We start from the raw sequence: 20418 nt of genomic DNA on the forward strand, positions 1-20418 counted from the left end.
AATAACAGCCACTCCGTAAGTGGCTGTCATAGTCCGGCAAGAAAGCTTAACGTTCCTTCTGCCTAAATATAAAAGCCCTGAGAGTGAATCCTACCCTCAGAGCCTAATGTATTCGTACAAAATTAACTAAAAAGCAGCATGAGGATACGACGTATATTTTTTTGATTTCATTATCCTCACCTCGTTACGATTTATTTTTACAGCAACACAATCATAACATTAAGATCATCCACAATATAGGGAAAGATTAATTATATTTAACTCAAACCCTGAAATAGGTAAAAGATGCCCCATAGAATGAAAACCCCCAACCGGCACAACTACGGGAGGCTCAAAGCATCCTCGAAGTGAATAGCGGGAAGTCACGAATTGTCCCCAGTGGAAATAATAACCTCTCCGCTTCGATAATAGTTAATGCGGTGGCGTTCCGCCAAGATTTCAATTTGCCTTTAAAAGGAGTCGTTTCACAAACAGAAAGGCCTCAATTTTCCATTTCCGCTTTTCTTTCAGCCTCTTTACGGAAGAGCTGCGTATTCCTGCATTCAGTTTCGCTCATCGGCACTCGGACCGTAAATCCCCGGAAGCGGCACATCAAGCAATCGAAGATAAACCGTCAACTGTCCACGATGATGATACCAGTGATTGAAGAGTACCGAGCGCACTTGCTCAAGGCGCGATGTTTGAAATAAAGCCATACCTTGCATGGTCCATGTAAATGTCTCGCGAAGGCTGCCATCTTCCCATGAACTAAGGATATTCTCCGCTGCTGCGCACTGCTCCTCCAAAGCGGCAACAATTTCCGAAACGGATCCCGCTTCCGGGAACGGCACGTTCGGAACTTCACTAGACGGGGCATTTAGCAGAGCCGCCACTCCTCCAGGCAAGCCGGCCGTATGCAAAGCCAACTGCCCAAGCGACATCGATTTGGCATGCGGCTTCCAAGCCAGGCTAGCTTCTGGAATGCGATCCAGAACACGGCGTGTAGCCAGCTTTTCCCTCCGTAGTTCCTCCAACAAATCCTCTACTGTACTCATAAGTAATCTCCCTCCATAGTCGGTTTACCTCATTATAAAGCGAACTTACAAAAGGAGTTTCTTTTGAATTGCTATGTTACTAAACTTTCTTAGGCATCCGTTCTGATGATTCGTTGTTTACCCCAGTAGATATACTTCAAACGGAAGTTTTTCACCCGACAATCTTTGTCGGACGACACAAACATTATTCCGTGATTGTTTGAAATGGTGAGTTTATACCCGTTTGAAATATTGAACTGGCGATGCTCTTAAAGGAACAATTGCAGAGACTATATTATTTTTGCGTTATTCCCGAAACGATGCATTGGGACTCAATCGTAATGGAGAGCCACTGCGACTCCCGCTCCAGCCCGAACCCGTTAGGTCAATAAAGACTTCAAAACGAGCTATTCCCGCAAGCTAGTGAGTTCCATGCCGCAATCTGGGAAATGGAACCGCCTTGCATCCCTGAGGGTGTTATCGCGCATAATCGGCCTTGCACCTACTCCATACGCAATCACAGCTTTAACCTGAATAAGGCTTTCTTTCACCTCGAACACAAGGTCTGCATGGCCCGTGCAATAGCAGCCATCATCATTTCTCCCTCCATTCTAAAATGTAGACGAAATGTATAAAGTAAGTGTTACGTTAATCTGCCCTTTAGCTTAATGAGGCCGCCGATTGGTCCGTGGCGGCCTCAAATGAAGCGTTGAACTGTTGTACCCGTTAGTGAAATCAACTATTTAGTACATTTACTTGTTATTATAATTTTTTAAGAGTTCTTCAACCAGTATCCCATTAATCTTCATACCTTTTAGTTCACAATCCAATATCTCTACATTGCTAAGGTCACAGTTTGAAATCTGGCTACTCCTGAGTTCACAATTCTCAAATCTTATAGGCTGACCTGCGGTTTTTGGATTGTAGTGGGGATCTCCTTCTTTAGGGATACCAATGTTACGTATATAGGCTCCACCCATTTGAGCATCAGAAATTTCAAGATTACTCAAATTAGCGTCCGAAATTTTAAAGCCAGACATATTCACATCATTTAATGCCATCCCACTCATATTTGCATTATTAATTTGCGTTCTTACTAAACAAACATCATTAAAGTTTAAATCCTCTGCTTTAACCTTTTCAAACCGAGACCCAGAAATATCAGCCATTTCTAATTCTAATTTTTCCACCTTCAAATTCATTCTTCAAAGTCCCCTTTCGCACTCATTGTTAATCTAACGATTATATTTTCGACATATAAGCACGATTCCCTTTATTATCCATTTAAGCAAACCGCCCGTTAGCGTAATAAGTTTAGAGCTTTAGTTGTGCAAGGTAGATTAATTGTCGGCCTTCTCCCCTTGTACTTCTGTACAACTCCATTCAGATGAATAATTTCAACCTGCTCAGGGCAACTTCATGTTACGTGTCTAATACGACCTATGCTAAGGTGTAGTACTGGGATGAGCCGAGGGCTGCATGAGCAAGATTATGGCAATGATTCATCCATATCCCTGGGTTATCGGCTTTCGATACCGTAAAAAAATTCTAACATACTCAACGTTCCCCCAAGGTCGGGATTTTCTCGTTCCAGTCGATGCGGTAATCGTACATCCACGAGAGCGACTGCTTGCTCGAGGTTTTCAAAAAGTGCGGAAGCATCAGATCACGGAAAAAGACCTGAACCGGGTTCGTTGCATGCTTACGCTGTCCGATCATTCTGGAATAACGCACTATCCGCTCCACCCTTTCCTGCCGGAGCATCTGAAATCGGGCAAAGGCCTTATCGAAGTCGTCCATATCTCTTAGGCACTTAGCCAAAACGAAAGCGTCCTCCAGCGCTAGAGATGCGCCTTGCCCGCCATTAGGGGAAACCGCATGAATAGCGTCGCCGATCCACACGGCCTTTCCGCTGTGCCATTCAGGCTGTGTGAGCATATCGTAGATCGGATACAAGCCGATCTCGTCTTCCGTCCGTCGAATGATGTCCGGAATCGGGGACGGATCGCGGCGGTACAGCTCCGTTATCGTTTGCCGCCACTCCGAGGCGGGTATAGATTGCAAATCTTTGCGTGTCGGCGTGCCCGGCATATTCATATTTCCGAACCAGTAGATTTCGCCGTCTTCCTTAACCAAATATCCGAAGAACGCTTTTTTGCCGAACACCATTTGCTGTACCCCTGGCTCGGGGACCAGCTCCTTGCTGCGCGCAAACCCTCCGAAGCTGATCAAACCGGTATAAGACGGCTGAGCAGCATTTGGCAAAAGGATGCTGCGCGACTTGGAGTGAATACCGTCACAGCCGATCAGGAAGTCCCCGGTCGCCGATGTCCCGTCTTGAAAATGCACAATCACTTGATCGGATGTCATTTGAACCTTGACGAGCTTTTTGCCGAGCTCGATAGGGATGCCTTGCCGTTGAGCTTCTTCACGCAGCACCCGGTGAAGCAGGCTCCTTTTGACGGTTACTCCGTGAGGCTCTGCTTCTTTTGTTCCGACGTTTCCCAACCATTTGCCCGAAGCGCTTCGAAAGCTCATGACGCGCATTTCAAAGCCCTCCGCAATAAGCGAGCCGTTCACTCCGAGCTCCTCCAGCACACGCAAGCCGTTGCGGCCTACATTCAGGAACAAACCTGCATAATCGTCATGTTCTCTCATAGCTTCAAACACGATCGGCTCGAAACCGGCTCTTTTCACAAACAAGGCGGCCGCCGGTCCGGCGACTCCGCAACCGATAATCAATGCTTTTTTCATTGTTTTCATTGTTTCGTTTCTCCCGTCATTTTGGATATGATGCATATATCTTAATTTTTAAGATATCGTACATCGAAGCTTTGAAAGTATCTTAGTATACAATCGTCATTCTGAAAACAGTCCGAGGTCGTATTCGTTACCAGACCTTGGTCGAGGAAGTCCGGACAGCAGCTGTCCGAGATAAATCCTGATAATTCTTATGATATAATCAAATTTGGAAGGGATGGTAGTAAACCATGGAATTCAATCGACATATGCCGCCGGATCTCAGCAGGTCGCTTCAAGAAGCATCGAAGCGGCTTTCCACCCAAACTATTTTGTTTCATCAGACGGTAGCCGGCCATCTCGGTCTGAACATAACGGACCATAAAATATTGGACATCGTCCTCGGCTTGGGGAGGGCTACGGCTGGACAACTTGCAGAGCTAATGGAACTTACGACCGGCGCGATTACGAGTGCTCTGAATCGGTTGGAGAAATCCGGTTACATTCGCCGTATGAAGGACCCTAGCGACCTCCGCATTGTATGGGTAGAGCCTCTATTTGGCAATCTGCACAATCTCAAGAATGCCTTTTCCCCATTAGCCGAGGCTATGAATGAGCTTTATTCAAGGTACGATGAGGACGAGCTGCGGGTGCTGCTCGATTATCTGGAGAGATCGAACCAAATCCTGGTTAACCAGACCCGGCAGTTAAAGAAGCAGGGGCGTAAAGGAGAAGAAACGGAATAGGATAGGTTCCGTCGAACCATGGCGAATATGACTCCTTCGCTCTTTTCGTCCAATTATTATGCAGTTAGTTATGACACGGTTCACCGCGTTGTCTGTAACGGCAAGTTTAAGGCATCCTTCTTCTAGGGTGTCCTCCAGAGAATTTTATCAATGCCACTTTTAAATTGCGGAAGCCTGGCTGGTAATGCCGGGTTCCAGCCACAAGCCTCCGCGACCGCGGCGGTTCGTTCGACAAATGCTCCCAGTATGGGATAATAACGCTCCGCCTCCATGATCAAGAGGGATTCTCCAAGTTCGCGGCGGCGAATTGAAGAAATATTAATACTCCAAGAGGCGTCCATCATCATGCCATTGACCGTACATTTTATTTTCCTTGGTGTTTGTTATAAATTTGTCTAATCTACTCTTGAATAATTCGGGCTGATGTTTATTGCTTTGTATCGTGTCGATCCGAACTCTTTTATAGAGAGCTGGAAGGGCCAAAAAATTCTCATATATGAGCCTCTCCTCTTTTAACCTTTGCTCAATAACCTCATCTATTTTAAAAGAATCGATATTCATATCTGGGAGTACCTTTCTTCCTTCATCACTCATTAACCCCAGCTTTTCGAGGCGGCGGACACGTTCTTTATTCAATTCAGTCCAATTACTTCTTTTGTTTCTAGGAGAAAGTCTCTGCGCCTGTTGGGTTTCCGATATTTTCTTTTTGACTCCATCAATCCAACCAAAACACAATGATTCTTCGACTGAGTCCAAATATAGAATCGTATCAGGCTTTGGCGTCATACTAACGGCTACCCAACAAGCTTTTTCAGTTTTACTATGCTCCTGCAGCCAAATCCTTAATTCTGTTCGCGATTTTACTGGAAGCAGATTTACAATTTCCATAAATATTATTCAATCTCCTTTCCACATGATTTACAACAAATTATAGAGGACGCCATGTAATTATAAAAAAAGAAATAGGACAACTGTCTGTCATACTTCTTCAATAAAGTTGAAATGTAATCTTGTTTGGCTTTTACTTCACAGATGCAGATTTATCTTCGACTTGAAGATTTGCTAAGAGGATATTTCCATGACTTGACCGATGGACATAGCTCTATATTGCCAAAGGACTTGAACCGCGTCTTCGAATTGCTCTTCGCCGCAGCGGATGATTATCGTTAGGTCGGGGGACTTGAATTTTCGGAAGGTGAAATGCTTTTGGGTTAAGAATTGAATCCATAACGTTATGGCTGATGCCAGTAAGAATCCGGCAATAGCAGTGATAAGCCCCCAGATAAGCGGCCCCCAGATCAAACGGTACCCGAAGCTAATCCCGAGAACGGAGAAAGCGGTAGCGCAAGCCATCCCGACTTCAAAGGAAAGCGTTACTTGTTCCGAAGGCTGTCTTAGCTTCTCGACCGGCTTGCTACCCTTGCTTTCTAATGTGACCACCATAATATGGTGCTGGGGGATACCCATTTTCTCAAGAACGGCCAGCGCCTGTTCCACCTCTAATGAATGTTTGAAGTTGCTGATTATTAGCATCCTGCCGCCCTCCATCCATTGGAAAAAGGTATAATTTATAATGAGGGTACCGTTCCCCTAAAAATTGCTTTTGCTCCAGACGAAACAATCCGTTGTTATCCCTTGCCGTCATGAAAGCATCGTACATAGCTCCTCCTATAACGGAAGGCATGAATAACAGCCATTGAGGGTCAAGTACATTCCAGTTCCCTTGAGCATTACCTTGAATAAGAGACAGGAGAACGGCGTGAGACCGGGAAAACGTCATATAAACAAACCACCAGAACAGTCCGTAAAATCCTAAAGCTATACGATTATTATAAAGCTGTCCCAAACCTGGAAACATGAAGGAACAGAGCATCGCAGCCCAAGGCCTTTTGATAGATAAATAAGTGATGTTCAACGAACGTATCTGATATGGAACCAGTCTGCTGTTCTCCATCATCGCAAGATGATGCAGCTTATTGGCCTCGATACTCTTAATATAGCTATCCCAAATAGCATACATGTACACAAGCATGTAAGCGAATAACCATAAAGGCTCAATTACTTCCTTAGCCATTTCAATTCGGCCGCTGAACGAATAGACAATCGCTTCGTTAATATGCGTCAGTCGGTTAATAATGACTTCCCATAACGACAGTAAAAAGCCGCGAATATATTGATGCAGCAAAAAATGACCAAAGCCGGGAAACGAGGCGGACCACCATACGATAATCCAAGGGTTTTGCCAACGCAAATAGGTTAAGCCATCTTGGCTGTGCAAAAGCATCTGTCTTCTGGGAGGAGATGGTTGATTTACACCGCTCAATGAGTTGAACTCCTTAATAATTTGGAAATATTACATATAGTATGTAGTATTTGGAAGAAAAGTATTCGTCAAAGTGAGTTTAAAATAGAAGGTGAAAAACCAAAGTCCCGCCATAATGGCCTCGATCCTCTCCACGATAACCCATGGCTATGCACAAGGTTTTGATGTAATTGCTTTATTATGGCCGTGATTTCTTCGAACGCAAAAAAAATCGGTTGCTTATGCAACCGATTCCCTTGTTAAGGCACCTTACTTATAATAGGAAGTGCTCACAAGAACCACAAAGCCGCCGCCGTACTGATGATCATCATACAACAGGAGCTTCCATCCCCATTGCTGCCCATTCTTCTTTGGCAGGACCAAAAATCCCCGGTATCATTAAACCGGCTTGCCGCATTAAGACCGTCATTTGACCGCGATGGTGAACCTCATGCATCAGAAATGAGCTTAAAGTAAACCCGTTTTTCCAAGGCTCTCCGTATAGATCAACCTCCTGGAGCAAGGTTTCATCCGTCCATTGGGTGCGAATCGCCTCCAGCATGGACTGAACTGCCGTCCGGTAGGTTGCGGCAATTTCGGCGGCCGATGCCGGCGGTTCGGTATGTTCATACGGTGCATCGAATTTTAGCCCTGTGCGGTGAAGCATTTCTGGAACCGTGGTCACGATATGCCAAGCCAGCCTTCCGAGTGTCCGGTATCCGGGCAGGACTTCCTGATTCAGGGATGCATCGGTCAAGAGATCCATGAGCTTCTGGGTGCCCTCTGCCTCGTAAGAATACTCTTTAATAAAACTTTGCAACGATGTGTACATAATAATAGCCTCCTTGAAATTTATCAAGCTGGACATCTGCCCTACAGCTTTAGTATGTACCATTACCACTGACAACGTATTGTCAGCGATTAATGCATTTTTTTAAAAAATCATGTATTCAATTCTACAATCCGCCGTGCTTGTCCGCTAATTTCCTCAGCAAGGGACTTCGGCTCCAGAACTTGCACATTAGGTCCATAACTAAGGATCATCCCGTTAAGCCAAGCATCTGCCGGATGTTCCGATCTTACGAGCAGCGATCCGTCCTCCTCCACCTTCACCTGCTCCGGGCCAAAGTACTCTTCCACTCGGACCCTGACTCTTGGATGAAAACGGAGCACCATTGTGATATAGGACTCGGCACCTCTCTGCCCCCATTTGGCATCCAGATCTTCGAGACGCTCAGGCCGGCGGGGAAACACTTCCATATCAACCCGCAGCTGACGGATGCGGGACAGCTTGAACGTCCGGCAATCTTGTCTAAGCCTGCAATAAGCGTACAGGTACCAAGCGTTTCCTTTCCAGGCAAGCCCAATAGGTTCTACGGCCCTCACCGCGGTATCCCCTTCGGAACTGGCATAGGTAAGCCAAACGACGTTCCGCTTCTTGGCGGCGAGCCGAAGCTCTGCCAGCTTGTCCTTGAACTCTTCCACCCTCGTCATCCAAGGATTCACGCCGATAATCAGCTGCTCACCCGCTTCTTCAATCCGGTTCTGCTCGCTTTTGGTAATCAGCGCGGTAATCTTGGTCAATAGATCATCCATTTGCTGATCCTGCAAGGTAGACTGCATTCCTTTCAGGGCCGTTACAATAGACGAGAGATCATCGAAGGTGACGATCTGTCGTTCAATGCGGAATTGATCCATAATCTCAAATCCGCCATCTACCCCGGCAAATGAAGCAATAGGTACTCCGGCGGCATTAATCGCTTCAATATCCCTGTAAATAGTACGCAGCGAGACCTCAAAGCGGTCAGCCAATTCCTGGGCGCCGACCCTCTTACGGCTGAGCAGCAGCATGGTGATACCCAGCAATCGTTGGAACTTCAATGACGTAGACCTCCCGTAATAAGTCTTTAACATGATTTTACCAAACTATTCCTGTTCTATAAACCTTCCTTCGTTCATAAAACTGTGCACGTACACAGCACAAAAAATACCTCCCTGATTGCGCGTTGTATGTGTCCCCGGAGAGGATCTGATAATTCGATTCCTGGTAATGTGCGATCGTTTGCTTACAGCAGCAGAATATGTCCAAGCAGCCATTAATATATATTCACAAAAGAACTATAGTCGTATCATTGAAAAAATTGTTACTAATGAATGAGATACTAATTATGTATTACGGAGGAAAAACATGTTTAAACCTGATCCTGCTAATACAGCAATTGTCATTACGGATCCACAAAATGATTTTCTTTCTCCTGGAGGTAAAGGCTACCATTTAACTAAAAATATTATTGAGCGTTACAATACACTACATAACCTTGAAATTCTAATTAGTACGGCCATGAGCAAAGGATATCAACTTTTTATATCCCCCCATTATATTTATCCGCATGATTATAGTTGGAAATTTACTGGAGCTGAACAAGAAATGTTATTAAAACTTCGAGTATTTCAAAAGCATATTGACTACACTTCAATAGGAGCTGACTGGGTTCCATCACTTAAGCCATATATTTTAGCTAATACTACAGTCATTGCCACCGCACATAAGATTGCTAGTCCGCAGAGCAATGATCTGGTTTACCAATTACGTCAGCATAGTAAAGAAAAGATCATTTTGGCAGGTGTCCTATCCAACATTTGTGTAGAATCACATATGAGAGACTTAATCGAAAATGGATTCCAAACAGCTGTTGTTTATGATGCCACCGCCACTACAAGCGAAATGGATTTTCAAGCAGCTTTTACAAATTATCAAGCATTCAGCAGTGCTACATGGTCAACTCAACAGGCGATCTCTCAATTATAAATCTATCCAGTAACTCTTTTATGGAAATTCTATATTACGTGATTGAAAAAGAAGAGCCAACCTGTCTCCTCCATTCTGTTTAACTTTCGTGCTCCTTTTCCCCAAACCTCTTTTTTCAGTTGCCAAGTCGATTCTACCTGTGTTCAGGAGAAAAACAGGCCTCAACTCAACTGAAAACAGGAGAAAAAACCGACAATGAGAAAGAAAACACCTTTAAGCCCCATCTTCATGGGCCGAAAGGTGTTAAACGGTGTTCCGAACTGTGGTAAACGCTTCTAAATAATTGGATGATCCAACTCTCATCGGGAAGCGGTATTAACCTCATTACCAGTATTTCCGCGGTAGGCATGCGAATGAGGGTGCTGGCCGTTAATCGTTGTATGCCCTTCAAATGCATGATAATGACCGCCGCCGGGAAGAGCAATAGCCGGACCCGTAGTTCCTTGAATGATGTGGGTGTGACCGGAATCTAACGAGGTCATGGCATAATAACCATGCACATGAGGCACTCCTGTCGGGGCGGGAGCAGTCCAGGCAGCATACCGATGGGAATGGCCATCTTCTACGGAGGTTACTCCGGAGAAAGGATGCACATGGACAGCCCTTCCATTCCAGGAGGTTATATACAATCTGTGCGAATGAGAATCGTCGTCTCCAGAATCCAAGACAAATCCGGTAACAGGAATTTTCATAAAGACTCCTTTCAGCAGCAGATGGTTAAAATACGGAGTAGTGTATGTAGGCCGGTGTTTGTCTGGAAACGGCAAGAGCCTAGCAATAAAGGTCCAATGACAAAAGTCCCGAGAAAAGCCAAAGCCTACATCCTCCAGGTCCAAATATTCATCCGTTTTGCTTCGGTAATATATTGTCGACGATTGGTGCAGGATTCGTCCAGATAGGATTGCAGATGCTCTGAACTTGATGTATCAATTAAAAGGAAAAATGAAAAGGGCGCCGCTGCAGGACGCCCTTAATCTATATATGTGTTTGCCGTCATGACCATTTCTATCCAATTTTTGACTGCGGGCAAATGAAAAGAGAATCGCCTCTGTCAAACCGGTTTGTCTATGCCCGACTTAGTAAGCGTCGGCAATAACGATCTCATCCAGGTAAAGACTGTCACTCGGACCTCCTGACGGGCTATATACCTCGAGATAAACACTTGCAGTCCCGTTCGGCGCGGCAATGTTAGCAACAGCCTGCTGCCAGTTAGTCGATAACCCACTTAGCGGTATAAGATCGGTTTGAATTAGTGTCTGGCTTCTATCAAACCATTTAACCCTGAGCGTCACCTCGGATATCGATCCGGTACCTTGCTTGGCCCAATAACTCACCCGCTTATTGCCAGAACTTGCCGTAAACCCTGGCCAATTTGCGGCTACTATGCCCCAACCCCATGGATCCGTTACGTCTACTCGAAGGCTGCCGGTCCCACGATGCGCTTCGTATGTCGATGCAATAACAGAAGCGGAATACCAGGACTGCCACTGACCGGCCGAGGTTTCTCCACCAGCTGTGTCGGCATCAAGCGCATTAGGTGCATCGCCTACTACCAAGTCGTCCAGGTAAAAATAATCTCCCGGATCCCCCAAACCGATAAGTGAAACGAGCACGGTTGATGCTCCTTCAGGTGCATCAACCAATGCAGACGATTGCTGCCACGCGGTCGTCAGAGCAGGTGATTTCAGTTCGTTCGTTTGCAGTACCTTCTTGTTACTATCCAGCCATTTTACAATCATCCTGGGTTGTATGCTTGTCCCCGAACCAAGCTTTCCCCAGAAGCTAAGCTTCTTCAATCCTGCTGTCGTAGAAAACCCGGGCCAATTCGAAACCACTCCCCAGCCCCATGGGTCGGTAACATCGATACGAAGACTGTGCGTTCCGCTATTCACCTCGTATGTAGACTGCGAGATTGTTGCAGAATACCAGTTTTTCCATCCTCCGATAGAACCTTCTAGAGTAGCCGTATCCGCGTCCAGATCATTTGCAGCAGGTGCTGCCGGCGGCGGCGTCCCGCCGCTTGTACCGCCAAAGTCAGGATCACCGTTGAATGTGCTATTCATATCTTGGCTGAATGGCGCAGATCTCCAAGTATTAAAAGACACGGCCTCTCCGTATCCTTTGGCAAAGCGCCAATTACCAAAGTATTGATTATCATGAAAGCGGTTATTGTTCCCGAACATCACATCATTTTGAATACCAGCAACGGTATAGGGCGACCAAGGTATATTATCGGCTCCAGTTGCAATCAAAGCCTGTACACCGCAGTAAGTACCCGCGCAAGGCACAACATTCTCGTCAAAATGAAACTCGTTGTTGTTTACCTCAATATCGCTTGCATGCCAGCGGCAGTCAGTCCTGTATGGTTCGGCGGCAATATCGGTATAGCAAGGATGCGTGTCACTAATCGGATTCGGGTAATCATAGTTGTGGGAGTCGGGAATAATCGTTGGGACCACGAATGGCGTACAGTATCCCTTACTTGTATTGCCGTTTGAATTACAGAATCGGTTTGCATTTTCGTAGATAGATACGCCGGAGAAATTATTGATGAACGAATTGTTGTAAATTCGGATCTTTGGCGCCCCGCTTACAGTCGAAGCAAGACGTGCGTCACCGCCCGATTCGGAAAGGTAAATGGCCGGACCGGGCGACCCTTGATTGTTATTTCCGCTTGCCCATGCATTGCGGCTGATCGTATTGTTTCGGATCGTAGCGTTGTAACTAATTTCGTACCAAATGCCTTCACCGTCGTTATGGTCAATCCAATTCCCTTCAATCAGGAAATCGATGTTATTCGTATCTGCCCACAGGCCGGTTCCTTTGTTATCGTGTATGTAGTTGCTGGTTATCTTCGCGCCCTCCACATCCCAAAATTTACCGCCACCTGTACAACCGCATCCGGGAATCTGAGCTTCCCAGTTATCCGTATTATTGCCGGTAATTTCGTTATGGTCGAGCACGATATTTTTAATCGCCGAATCTCCTTCAATTGGAGGTTTATACATACTAAAGCCATACTGACCGTTATCCTTCAGGCAATTGTAACGGACAACATTATCAGTGCCTAGAAATACGCCTGCGCCGTCATTATTGGAAATCGTGTTATATTGAACGGTCCAACCGGTACCGGCATCGTGGTTGACGACGCCTTCGTTATTGTTATCATTGCCTCGGCCAAAGTTTGTGATGGTGAGATGCTGGATGGTTACGTTCGGCACGTCGCCCGTGAATGCATACAAATTAATATTCCGTCCATCGAGAATGGCGCCTGGAGCTCCAATATAGGTCGTGTTGGCCTTCGCTTGAATCTGACCATAAATATCATTTGCAAGCGTGTGTGTGCCTGGCTCAAACCAGAACGTAGCCCCTGGCCGATTGAAATCGAAGCTGCTGTTATCCCCTGCCGGGACTATCACAGCCCCATCGGGAGCGACGCTTGGACCACTTAATAATCTCGTATCGCTACATACGGCCGCTGGCGGTGAAGTAGGCCAAGAAACATCAGCATAGGCATAATTGACGAAGGATGGCATAATGGTTCCAGCGAAAAAAAGCGTCAACAGCACGACAATGAACATAGTGCTATGACGATGACGAATGGCTTGCATTGGGCACTCTACCTTTCTTGGTTATATTTTCCTACCATAGTGCCCTTCTTTGACACAATTCGTCAATGATTATAAAGCCTCATTCGTTGGGTGGGTTTATTGGCCTATTTATACTTATTTATCTAAAGAGGAGTAAACAGTTTCTAGGTAAGCAACTGAAACTTGTTCCGCCTCTCTTTTATATTCGAAATTTCCTAAATGCTGACGAAGTTGTTGATAGAGTCGAATGGTCATTTGTAAAGCGTGGTAACAGCTCTCTGTACTGTGGTTTGGAATAGTATCCTTTAGTTCGTCAAGTCCTTCGCTCACATATTTTTCGAGTCTTCTTACTCCCGATGGAAGTTCACCGTTCTTGATAAGATACAATGGTCCAAGAACTGCGTTTCGCATATAGGTAATGTGATCGATTAACTCGAACAATTCTCCCCTCCCAAGTTTTGTCGCACCATAATGCACCCATACCCAAAATCGATCCTCGATCCATTGGGGACTGGGGTATGGATAGATTGGTGAGGTCCTTTGAATTAAAGCACTGATTTCCTCTCCTCTCTCCCAAAGGATTATAGGGTTCTCAACCCTTTGTTCAAGTTCCTGAACGGTAACAAACTTTAAATCAACATGTAGTGGCGGTGGTCCATATAAGCAAATCACCACACGCGGTTCTCCCACATGTTCGCCTGTAAAGCCAGATAACAAGTTGCCCAGCTTTTCTGCAATTTCGTACACGTTGATTCATTATCTTTTCTTGGTATCCAGCATCGTATACCACAATTAAATCCAAATCGCTGTACTCATCCATAGTACTTGTAATCATGGAACCACCTGCAAGAAGTCCAAGAAATCGGTGGTCCTGAAGAAGCTTCTCTTTGGCGAGATTAATAAAATCTTCATGCATTTGTAAAGGCATTTATACCACCCCTAAATTAGTGACCCTAAAAAGGGCATTAGATCAGTATATCAAGTGACTCATCACCAGTCAAACAGTATATTATGCCGAACATAAAATACCAAAATTCATTATCTGACATCATTCTATTTAGTTTCATCTCATATATAGTGAGTCTCGTAATTGTGAAGTCTATATTCCTTCATAGCGCCTTCCCAATCTTGCACCGGAATCAATTTTGAAATTCCTCCATTTATTATATTCTGAATGACCAAGTGCTGCGTTAATTAAAGCAGTATCGAAGTAATGGCAATGCTTCTTTAACTAAATGGTCCTTAATTTTTAATATTTGAGCGAAAGGTAAGCGAACTTCTTTTTCAGATTGTCTTGCCTTAGCCACTAAAGTACACCCCATAAAAAGGGTGTCACCATCTAGTGTAGCAACCATGTTCTCGATGTTTATGGAACTCCAGGTAATTTGCATTGTATTAAAGAGTCTTTTGAGTTCTTCATACCCACACCTATCTCCCGGATAAGGTAGCAATGCAGCTTCATGAACAACGATATCGGGGTGAAAGGCATATTTACTGCCGCTGAAGTTATTTCCGTCTGAACGCATACATTCCATTTCGGCTGAAAACATTCGATTTAATATTTCCATTTCCTTTGTGCTGTTATTGCTAAAAGTATTATTCATTCATATAATCCTCCAATCATTTTGACTCCGCTCCGTCTTCATTATAGAACATAGGAACTTTCGATTTGTTGCTGTTATATTCCCCACGGAATTGATGCAGAAGATTATATAACCATTGTTTTTCAACCTGTTTGTTTGGCTTAGCATCCTTTATTCTAGGCATGCCCCACTCACTTCCACATGCGCTCCGTGACGAAATATGCTTTAATATACCAAAGGAGCGTGATTCAATGGACATCAAATCGTTTCTATATCCTAAGAGCGAGGTCTCTTACCTCATGACATCCTCAAATATGAAAGAAGCCATGGATAAATTGGAGGCGAGCAACTATACGGCCATTCCGATATTGGACGACAATGGCTTATATTTCGGAACGCTATCTGAGGGAGATTTATTATGGAAACTGAAAGCCACACCCGGCCTCGGCTTCGATACGATGCACGAAATTCCTGTCGTCTCTATCAAAAAACGGATGAAAGTCGAATGCGTCGAGATCAACGCCGATTTGGACGATATGCTGGCGTTGGCGGCCGATCAGAACTTCGTTCCAGTAGTAGACGCCGACCGCGTCTTCCTCGGAATCATTCGCCGTAAAGATATCATCGAATACTATACCCGAAATATTACTGATTAGTTGATCTTGTGTATCATGAAGGCTGCCGTTCGCTGACAGCCTTCTCTTTGATCTTAAAACGAGTGATCTCAACGGACTGCTGCAGTTCGTGCGAGAAAGTTACCGCTTACTACGAGCTTATCTTAAGGAGGCAGGTGATTTACCCGCTTTGGCCGATACGGAAAAATAACTCATCTCAACCGGTGAAACGGGCTTTGGTTTCGGTTCTCCCACTCTTTTCTCTGATAAGCTGTCTAGACCTTCGTCCGAGCAGTCCCGTCGGTATTTCCCCTCCTCCAGCTTCATGTCGATAAAATCGACGATCTGTTGCAGCGAAGCGATTTGGCTCACCATATTTTTCCGGTGGCTTCTTAAGAGTTCCACCAGTTCGGGATATTCCGCGGGATCGGTATCGGCGGAGACCCCCAAAAAGGGCCGCATTTCTTCTAGCGGCATCCCCGTTTTTTTCAGGCATGCTATCAGCCGGATCGTATTGATATCCTCCTGCCGGTAGATGCGGTGCCCATTGTCCTTCCGCTCTGCACGAGGCAGCAGCGCGATCTTTTCGTAATAACGGATCGTATCCTCAGTAATTCCGGTTTGTTCGGCGGTTTGCTTTATCGTAAAGGTTTGCTCTTCCTTCATCCTGTTCCCTCCCGGAGATCGTTTTTTGTGCATTATACATCTTGGAGCTGGCTCCAAGTCAAGTCTCCTATCCTTAGAAAAAACTTTGTTTTAGCGCCTTGACTTGGAGTCGACTTCAAGTTATAGAATGTGCGCTATCAGAGCAAATATCACGATATCAGGAGGGGATGCACAATGAACAGGAACCCACATGAACATATCGCATTGATTACAGGTGCAAGCGCGGGGATTGGGTTGGAATTAACCCGGAAAATGCTGTCGGAGGATTGGCAGGTGGTTGCTTTGAACCGTTCCGACTTTCCAGTGGACGATCTGAACATCCAAAATGCGGTCAAGACTGGATCGCTTCGAATTTATAAAACAGATGATCTTGCTGATTATGCCAGCTTGAGGCGTACTCTGGAAGAGATCAAAAGCAAGGAGCAGCGGATCGATATTTTGTTCAATAACGCCGGAGGGTCCTTTCCCAAGCTGAGCTATTCGAAACAAGGACGCGAGAAGCATTATGAGCTGTTGACGGTCGTTCCGTATATTATTCTGATGGAGTTGAAGGAACTTCTAAAAATCGGTGCCTTAAAAACGGTGATCAATACCTCATCTTCAGCGCTTAAATTTACAAAAGAGTTTACTATCGATATCCTGGAACGTCCCAAAACCTTCCGCAAGCTGCTTGGTCCTTACGCAACCTCAAAGCTAGCTCTTTCACTGTGGACTCAGGCCATCGCTTCTCAGCTTGCCAAGGACGACATTAAGATCCGCAGCGTTGACCCAGGCAGCAACAATACGCTAAGAAAAGGGAAACAATCCGGACTGCCCCTTTTGGTTAAAGTGTTAATGAAGCTATTTTTTTCACCACCTAGTCACGGCGCCAACAATCTGTATGAAGGGGCTCTCGGTGAACACCGGAATAAGACTGGGGTGTATTTGCTGAAAGGTCAGGTTGCGGAATTAAAATTTAATAACCAGGCGCGGAACGTTTTGGAAAGAATTCAAGCGATCTATGAACATGAATTTTTGAAACGTAATGTTTAAAATGACGGCTAAAGCAGCCGATCCTATTGACCGGCTGCGTCGTAACATTATTGAACGATCTTATCCGTTAGCGTGTTGCCTAATCGCTCCCAGAAGGTTAACTGTATGCTCTTCAACGAATAAGAAGGTGAAGAACAGCATTATCCGGCGACAGGACCGTCTCAACGGCCAGGCCGAAGCCGTTATTGCCCATATATTGCAGAGTTCTCTACATAAACAGCGCAGTCGCGGCCAGACCGCTCGGACTTCGCCGCGGCTTTCGCACTCCAGAAGCCTGTGTGAAACCCTTAACTGGTTTTAACAAACCAGTTGCGATTGCTGGAATAATTAGGCATAGAATTGGAATAATAACCATGATTAAGGAGGGCGAAAAAGTTGGAAAAATTAAAACAGAACCTGGAACAGAAAAACGCAGCTGTCATCGTTGTGGATATGCAAAACGATTATTGCCATCCAGATGGAGCGATTGCCAAAAGTGGGATCGATGTCAGCGCGGTCAATAAAATAATACCGAGATTGCGCAGCTTGTTGGATGCGGCAAAAGCGTACTCGGTTCCAATCATTTTCCTGCAGACGAATCATGAGAAGTCTACCGATTCCGAGGTTTGGCTTTCCCGCTTTCCAGACGGCGTTAACCCAATTTGCCACACGGGCAGCTGGGGAGCGGAATTTTACGAAGTTGCGCCGCAGCATGACGACATCATCGTGAAGAAGCATCGTTACAGCGGGTTCGTACATACTAGACTGGAGTCCGTATTGCAAACTCTTAAAATCGAAACCTTAATTATAACGGGTGTCAGCACAAATCTTTGCGTGGAATCAACCGCCAGGCAGGGGTTTATGCTGGATTATCGGATTGTCCTCATGAGCGATGCTTGCGCGGCTTTTTCGCAAGAAGAACACGATATGAGCTTAAAAACCGTAGACACCTATTTCGGAATGGTAACAGATACGGAACAGGTTGTTTCCTTTTGGCGGCTGCAAGCGCCTCATTCTCCCCAACTTATTACCTAAACGGTTGATGGTTTGCCCGGTCTGCATCTTAGGCCGGGTTTCAGTACAAGTTATTCATCCTTTACATAAGGAATGGTTAGTGGACCTAGAGGGAGCACGGCCACAGTCATTTGTTCGCCATACGTGTTCCTCAGCTCCCTTAGCTTCGAACTGATGTCGTCCATCGGCTTCAGCATCATTTTCTCGATGTCTTGAGCCGGAAGGGAGGAATATACATAAACATTCGCCCACATTTGAATCACGGCTTGCTTTTGTACCTGCCATTGATCGAATTTTAGGAAAGCGGGGTCGTGGATCAATTCCAGGATCTCCTGCGGACTGCTTCTCATTTGCAAAATCTCGGCATAGTTCCCATGGCTCGGAATCCCGTCCGAGCATTCCGAAGCGCATAGAATGCTTCCGCCCTGCTTCACGATTTTATGCGCCGCGCTCATGCCCTTCACAGCTTGATACAGATTTTGATCCAGCGGGTATCCCGAATTGGACGTGATTACCACATCAAACCGCTCGTGAACGGGAACCATGGCATGCTCTTTCGCAAAGGTGCAGCCCTGCCTATGACTCTCAAACAGCTCCCCGGCAAATACTTGTGTTATTTCCTTTGCGCCGTTTAGGGTCACGTTCAGCATAAAATCGGGCTTGCACATCCGGTTGACTTCCCCGGCCATTTCCTGCAGTGGATTCCGCTGAAGGTTCCCCCAGGTGGAGAGCGGATCCCCGATCATTCTGGCATTATGGAAGGTAAGTATCGTTTCAATGCCTGCGATTCCGGGCATAATCCCCTTCGGCCCGCCCGAAAATCCGGCGAAGAAATGCGGCTCGATAAATCCGGTCACAATCCGGAAGTCGGCTTCCACATATTCCTTGTTTAAATAAACGTCACACCCCAAGCAGCTTTTGCCGACCCAAGTCAACTCCCCCGGATTATGGCAGTGGTGATTGATGATCCGAATGCGGCTAACCACGTCCTCGCCCAGCATTTGTACAAATTCGTCCCGTGTTTGATCCCGGTGTGTTCCGGTGCCGTTAATGATGACGAATTGCCCGCATGGGACGTGCTCCAGCTCCTCAAGCAGCCACGGGATCAGTTTATGGTTGGGTGTAGGACGGGTAATATCGCTTATGACAATCGCCACTTTGTCTGTCGACTTGACCATGCTCTTGAGCGGGGGGAGGCCAATCGGCTGGCGCAACGCCCCCTTGACCGCCTCTTTCTCGTTTGCCAGACCGTCCGTATGCCGCGGCTCGATGATCGTCGAATGATCCGGTACCTCAATCCGCAAGGCTCCTTTTCCATACTGCAAGAAAGCTTCCATCCAACATCACCGCTTAATTGTAGATTTTATAAAGGGCCTGAGTGCCGCTATTCTCTTCTCCAAGCTCCGCGAGTCGCTCATACAGTTCCTTTGCTTGCTTAAGGCCGTAGATGTCCAGCCCCATCTCCTCCGCAGCTTGTAACGCGATTCCCATATCCTTAATGAAGTGCTTTATATAAAACCCCGGCCCAAAGTGGCCTGCGATGATTCTAGGTCCCAGATTACTGAGCGACCAGCTTCCCGCGGCGCCGGATTCAATGCTTTTCAGCACTGTCGACTGATCAAGCCCTGCCTTCTTGGCGTATGCCAGTGCTTCACAGACACCCATCATGTTGGATGCAATGGCAATTTGATTGCACATCTTCGTATGCTGCCCTGCACCTGCCATGCCCTGATAAACGATATTCGTACCGAGCGCTTGAAAAACCGGCATTACGGCATCGAACACATCCGCCTCGCCGCCGACCATAATGGATAGCTTGGCATCCCGCGCACCGACATCGCCACCGGAAACCGGGGCATCCAGCGAATGACAATGCTTAAGCTTCGCCTCATGTTCGATCCGTTTGGCAAGAGTTGGACTGGAGGTCGTCATATCCACCAGATAGGTACCGGGCTTGGCGTTTTGCAGCACTCCGCGCTCGCTTAAATACACCTCTTCCACATCATGAGGATACCCGACCATCGAAATGACTACATCAACCGTTCGGGCTAATTCGGCCGGGGAGTTCTGCCATAAGGCGCCCAACCCTACAAGATCATCCGTTCTAGCCTTCGTGCGGCTGTAAACATGCACCTTATATCCGGCACGGATCAAGTTCTTCACCATGCTTGTTCCCATGACGCCCGTACCGATAAACCCGATGGACGCCCCTTGTTGAATAGTTCTCATACTTACATGCCTCCTTGACTCATTCACCATTGTTCTTACAGAAAAAGGGGATATTCCTCTAGTCTTTTAGACCGTTTGGGACAGCCCCTTAGTGTTACCTCC

Annotated in this window: 20 protein-coding genes and 1 pseudogene; 5 read left to right on the top strand and 16 right to left on the bottom strand. The window is 46.1% G+C overall.

Annotation, left to right across the window (positions count from 1 at the left end; genetic code table 11):
• Window positions 1-542: 542 nt before the first annotated feature.
• The 4 genes and pseudogenes from ACFQ88_RS06845 to ACFQ88_RS06860 all read right to left on the bottom strand — a co-directional run bounded on the left by ACFQ88_RS06845 (window position 543) and on the right by ACFQ88_RS06860 (window position 3776).
• Window positions 543-1034, bottom strand: a complete 492-nt coding sequence (locus ACFQ88_RS06845) for a DinB family protein (protein WP_379453174.1) — start codon at window positions 1032-1034, stop codon at window positions 543-545.
• Between the two features lie 731 nt (window positions 1035-1765).
• The gene (locus ACFQ88_RS06850; protein WP_379453176.1) at window positions 1766-2215 is read right to left on the bottom strand and encodes a pentapeptide repeat-containing protein; all 450 of its coding nucleotides are present in this window, start codon (window positions 2213-2215) and stop codon (window positions 1766-1768) included.
• Window positions 2216-2453: 238 nt separating this feature from the next.
• Window positions 2454-2537, bottom strand: a pseudogene (locus ACFQ88_RS06855) (multicopper oxidase domain-containing protein); the annotation flags it as partial.
• Window positions 2538-2570: 33 nt separating this feature from the next.
• Complete coding sequence (locus ACFQ88_RS06860) at window positions 2571-3776, bottom strand: FAD-dependent oxidoreductase (protein ID WP_379453178.1); 1206 nt, start codon at window positions 3774-3776, stop codon at window positions 2571-2573.
• 227 nt (window positions 3777-4003) lie between these two features.
• Between ACFQ88_RS06860 and ACFQ88_RS06865 the strand changes: the two genes are divergently transcribed.
• Complete coding sequence (locus tag ACFQ88_RS06865) at window positions 4004-4498, top strand: MarR family winged helix-turn-helix transcriptional regulator (protein WP_379453180.1); 495 nt, start codon at window positions 4004-4006, stop codon at window positions 4496-4498.
• A gap of 318 nt (window positions 4499-4816) precedes the next feature.
• On the opposite strand, the gene ACFQ88_RS06870 is transcribed toward ACFQ88_RS06865, so the two are convergent.
• From ACFQ88_RS06870 to ACFQ88_RS06890, 5 genes are all read right to left on the bottom strand, one after another.
• Window positions 4817-5386 carry a YdeI/OmpD-associated family protein gene (locus ACFQ88_RS06870; RefSeq protein WP_379453182.1) on the bottom strand — a complete coding sequence of 190 codons (570 nt, stop codon included), beginning with the start codon at window positions 5384-5386 and terminating at the stop codon, window positions 4817-4819.
• A gap of 174 nt (window positions 5387-5560) precedes the next feature.
• The gene (locus tag ACFQ88_RS06875) at window positions 5561-6031 is read right to left on the bottom strand and encodes a hypothetical protein (protein WP_379453184.1); all 471 of its coding nucleotides are present in this window, start codon (window positions 6029-6031) and stop codon (window positions 5561-5563) included.
• The gene (locus ACFQ88_RS06880) at window positions 5970-6782 is read right to left on the bottom strand and encodes a DUF5683 domain-containing protein (protein WP_379453695.1); all 813 of its coding nucleotides are present in this window, start codon (window positions 6780-6782) and stop codon (window positions 5970-5972) included. The genes ACFQ88_RS06875 and ACFQ88_RS06880 overlap by 62 nt, the downstream gene beginning before the upstream one ends.
• Before the next feature lie 346 nt (window positions 6783-7128).
• The gene (locus ACFQ88_RS06885; protein WP_239624863.1) at window positions 7129-7632 is read right to left on the bottom strand and encodes a DinB family protein; all 504 of its coding nucleotides are present in this window, start codon (window positions 7630-7632) and stop codon (window positions 7129-7131) included.
• Window positions 7633-7742: 110 nt separating this feature from the next.
• Window positions 7743-8681, bottom strand: coding sequence for a helix-turn-helix transcriptional regulator (locus tag ACFQ88_RS06890; protein ID WP_379453186.1), 939 nt, complete (start codon window positions 8679-8681; stop codon window positions 7743-7745).
• 307 nt (window positions 8682-8988) lie between these two features.
• Here ACFQ88_RS06890 and ACFQ88_RS06895 point away from each other — a divergent pair, with 307 nt between their 5' ends.
• Window positions 8989-9609, top strand: a complete 621-nt coding sequence (locus ACFQ88_RS06895) for a cysteine hydrolase family protein (protein ID WP_379453188.1) — start codon at window positions 8989-8991, stop codon at window positions 9607-9609.
• Window positions 9610-9908: 299 nt separating this feature from the next.
• Here ACFQ88_RS06895 and ACFQ88_RS06900 read toward each other — a convergent pair whose 3' ends face one another.
• From ACFQ88_RS06900 to ACFQ88_RS06915, 4 genes are all read right to left on the bottom strand, one after another.
• Entirely contained in the window at window positions 9909-10301 is a 393-nt protein-coding gene (locus tag ACFQ88_RS06900) for a YmaF family protein (RefSeq protein WP_239624870.1), read from the bottom strand.
• Between the two features lie 384 nt (window positions 10302-10685).
• On the bottom strand, window positions 10686-13220 hold the full coding sequence (locus tag ACFQ88_RS06905) for a right-handed parallel beta-helix repeat-containing protein (protein ID WP_379453191.1): 2535 nt from the start codon (window positions 13218-13220) through the stop codon (window positions 10686-10688).
• 114 nt (window positions 13221-13334) lie between these two features.
• Window positions 13335-13946 (bottom strand): oxalate:formate antiporter, encoded by a 612-nt coding sequence (locus ACFQ88_RS06910; RefSeq protein ID WP_379453193.1) that lies wholly within the window; start codon window positions 13944-13946, stop codon window positions 13335-13337.
• Window positions 13947-14389: 443 nt separating this feature from the next.
• The gene (locus ACFQ88_RS06915) at window positions 14390-14803 is read right to left on the bottom strand and encodes a nuclear transport factor 2 family protein (protein ID WP_379453195.1); all 414 of its coding nucleotides are present in this window, start codon (window positions 14801-14803) and stop codon (window positions 14390-14392) included.
• 230 nt (window positions 14804-15033) lie between these two features.
• Here ACFQ88_RS06915 and ACFQ88_RS06920 point away from each other — a divergent pair, with 230 nt between their 5' ends.
• A complete protein-coding gene (locus tag ACFQ88_RS06920) occupies window positions 15034-15438 on the top strand; it encodes a CBS domain-containing protein (protein WP_239624879.1) in 405 nt (134 codons plus the stop codon).
• 117 nt (window positions 15439-15555) lie between these two features.
• Here the strand turns inward: ACFQ88_RS06920 and ACFQ88_RS06925 are convergent, their stop codons facing one another.
• Window positions 15556-16062 (bottom strand): MerR family transcriptional regulator, encoded by a 507-nt coding sequence (locus tag ACFQ88_RS06925; protein WP_379453197.1) that lies wholly within the window; start codon window positions 16060-16062, stop codon window positions 15556-15558.
• 174 nt (window positions 16063-16236) lie between these two features.
• Between ACFQ88_RS06925 and ACFQ88_RS06930 the strand changes: the two genes are divergently transcribed.
• Both ACFQ88_RS06930 and ACFQ88_RS06935 read left to right on the top strand, forming a co-directional pair.
• A complete protein-coding gene (locus ACFQ88_RS06930) occupies window positions 16237-17094 on the top strand; it encodes an SDR family NAD(P)-dependent oxidoreductase (RefSeq protein ID WP_239635446.1) in 858 nt (285 codons plus the stop codon).
• A 375-nt stretch (window positions 17095-17469) separates the two neighbouring features.
• Window positions 17470-18108, top strand: a complete 639-nt coding sequence (locus ACFQ88_RS06935) for a cysteine hydrolase family protein (protein ID WP_379453200.1) — start codon at window positions 17470-17472, stop codon at window positions 18106-18108.
• Window positions 18109-18158: 50 nt separating this feature from the next.
• Here the strand turns inward: ACFQ88_RS06935 and larA are convergent, their stop codons facing one another.
• The gene (gene larA / locus ACFQ88_RS06940) at window positions 18159-19424 is read right to left on the bottom strand and encodes a nickel-dependent lactate racemase (RefSeq protein ID WP_239624886.1); all 1266 of its coding nucleotides are present in this window, start codon (window positions 19422-19424) and stop codon (window positions 18159-18161) included.
• A 13-nt stretch (window positions 19425-19437) separates the two neighbouring features.
• Window positions 19438-20316 (bottom strand): NAD(P)-dependent oxidoreductase, encoded by an 879-nt coding sequence (locus tag ACFQ88_RS06945; protein ID WP_379453202.1) that lies wholly within the window; start codon window positions 20314-20316, stop codon window positions 19438-19440.
• Window positions 20317-20418: the final 102 nt, after the last annotated feature.

It is taken from the genome of Paenibacillus sp. NPDC056579 (assembly GCF_042793215.1).
Lineage (GTDB): Bacteria > Bacillota > Bacilli > Paenibacillales > NBRC-103111 > Paenibacillus_S.

What these genes read in the sequence shown, in the direction of transcription:
- ACFQ88_RS06845 (WP_379453174.1), bottom strand. Translation starts at nt 1,034, where the DNA reads ATGAGTACAGTAGAGGATTTGTTGGAGGAACTACGGAGGGAAAAGCTG.
- ACFQ88_RS06850 (WP_379453176.1), bottom strand. Translation starts at nt 2,215, where the DNA reads ATGAATTTGAAGGTGGAAAAATTAGAATTAGAAATGGCTGATATTTCT.
- ACFQ88_RS06860 (WP_379453178.1), bottom strand. Translation starts at nt 3,776, where the DNA reads ATGAAAACAATGAAAAAAGCATTGATTATCGGTTGCGGAGTCGCCGGA.
- ACFQ88_RS06865 (WP_379453180.1), top strand. Translation starts at nt 4,004, where the DNA reads ATGGAATTCAATCGACATATGCCGCCGGATCTCAGCAGGTCGCTTCAA.
- ACFQ88_RS06870 (WP_379453182.1), bottom strand. Translation starts at nt 5,386, where the DNA reads ATGGAAATTGTAAATCTGCTTCCAGTAAAATCGCGAACAGAATTAAGG.
- ACFQ88_RS06875 (WP_379453184.1), bottom strand. Translation starts at nt 6,031, where the DNA reads ATGCTAATAATCAGCAACTTCAAACATTCATTAGAGGTGGAACAGGCG.
- ACFQ88_RS06880 (WP_379453695.1), bottom strand. Translation starts at nt 6,782, where the DNA reads ATGCTTTTGCACAGCCAAGATGGCTTAACCTATTTGCGTTGGCAAAAC.
- ACFQ88_RS06885 (WP_239624863.1), bottom strand. Translation starts at nt 7,632, where the DNA reads ATGTACACATCGTTGCAAAGTTTTATTAAAGAGTATTCTTACGAGGCA.
- ACFQ88_RS06895 (WP_379453188.1), top strand. Translation starts at nt 8,989, where the DNA reads ATGTTTAAACCTGATCCTGCTAATACAGCAATTGTCATTACGGATCCA.
- ACFQ88_RS06900 (WP_239624870.1), bottom strand. Translation starts at nt 10,301, where the DNA reads ATGAAAATTCCTGTTACCGGATTTGTCTTGGATTCTGGAGACGACGAT.
- ACFQ88_RS06905 (WP_379453191.1), bottom strand. Translation starts at nt 13,220, where the DNA reads ATGCAAGCCATTCGTCATCGTCATAGCACTATGTTCATTGTCGTGCTG.
- ACFQ88_RS06915 (WP_379453195.1), bottom strand. Translation starts at nt 14,803, where the DNA reads ATGAATAATACTTTTAGCAATAACAGCACAAAGGAAATGGAAATATTA.
- ACFQ88_RS06920 (WP_239624879.1), top strand. Translation starts at nt 15,034, where the DNA reads ATGGACATCAAATCGTTTCTATATCCTAAGAGCGAGGTCTCTTACCTC.
- ACFQ88_RS06925 (WP_379453197.1), bottom strand. Translation starts at nt 16,062, where the DNA reads ATGAAGGAAGAGCAAACCTTTACGATAAAGCAAACCGCCGAACAAACC.
- ACFQ88_RS06930 (WP_239635446.1), top strand. Translation starts at nt 16,237, where the DNA reads ATGAACAGGAACCCACATGAACATATCGCATTGATTACAGGTGCAAGC.
- larA (WP_239624886.1), bottom strand. Translation starts at nt 19,424, where the DNA reads ATGGAAGCTTTCTTGCAGTATGGAAAAGGAGCCTTGCGGATTGAGGTA.
- ACFQ88_RS06945 (WP_379453202.1), bottom strand. Translation starts at nt 20,316, where the DNA reads ATGAGAACTATTCAACAAGGGGCGTCCATCGGGTTTATCGGTACGGGC.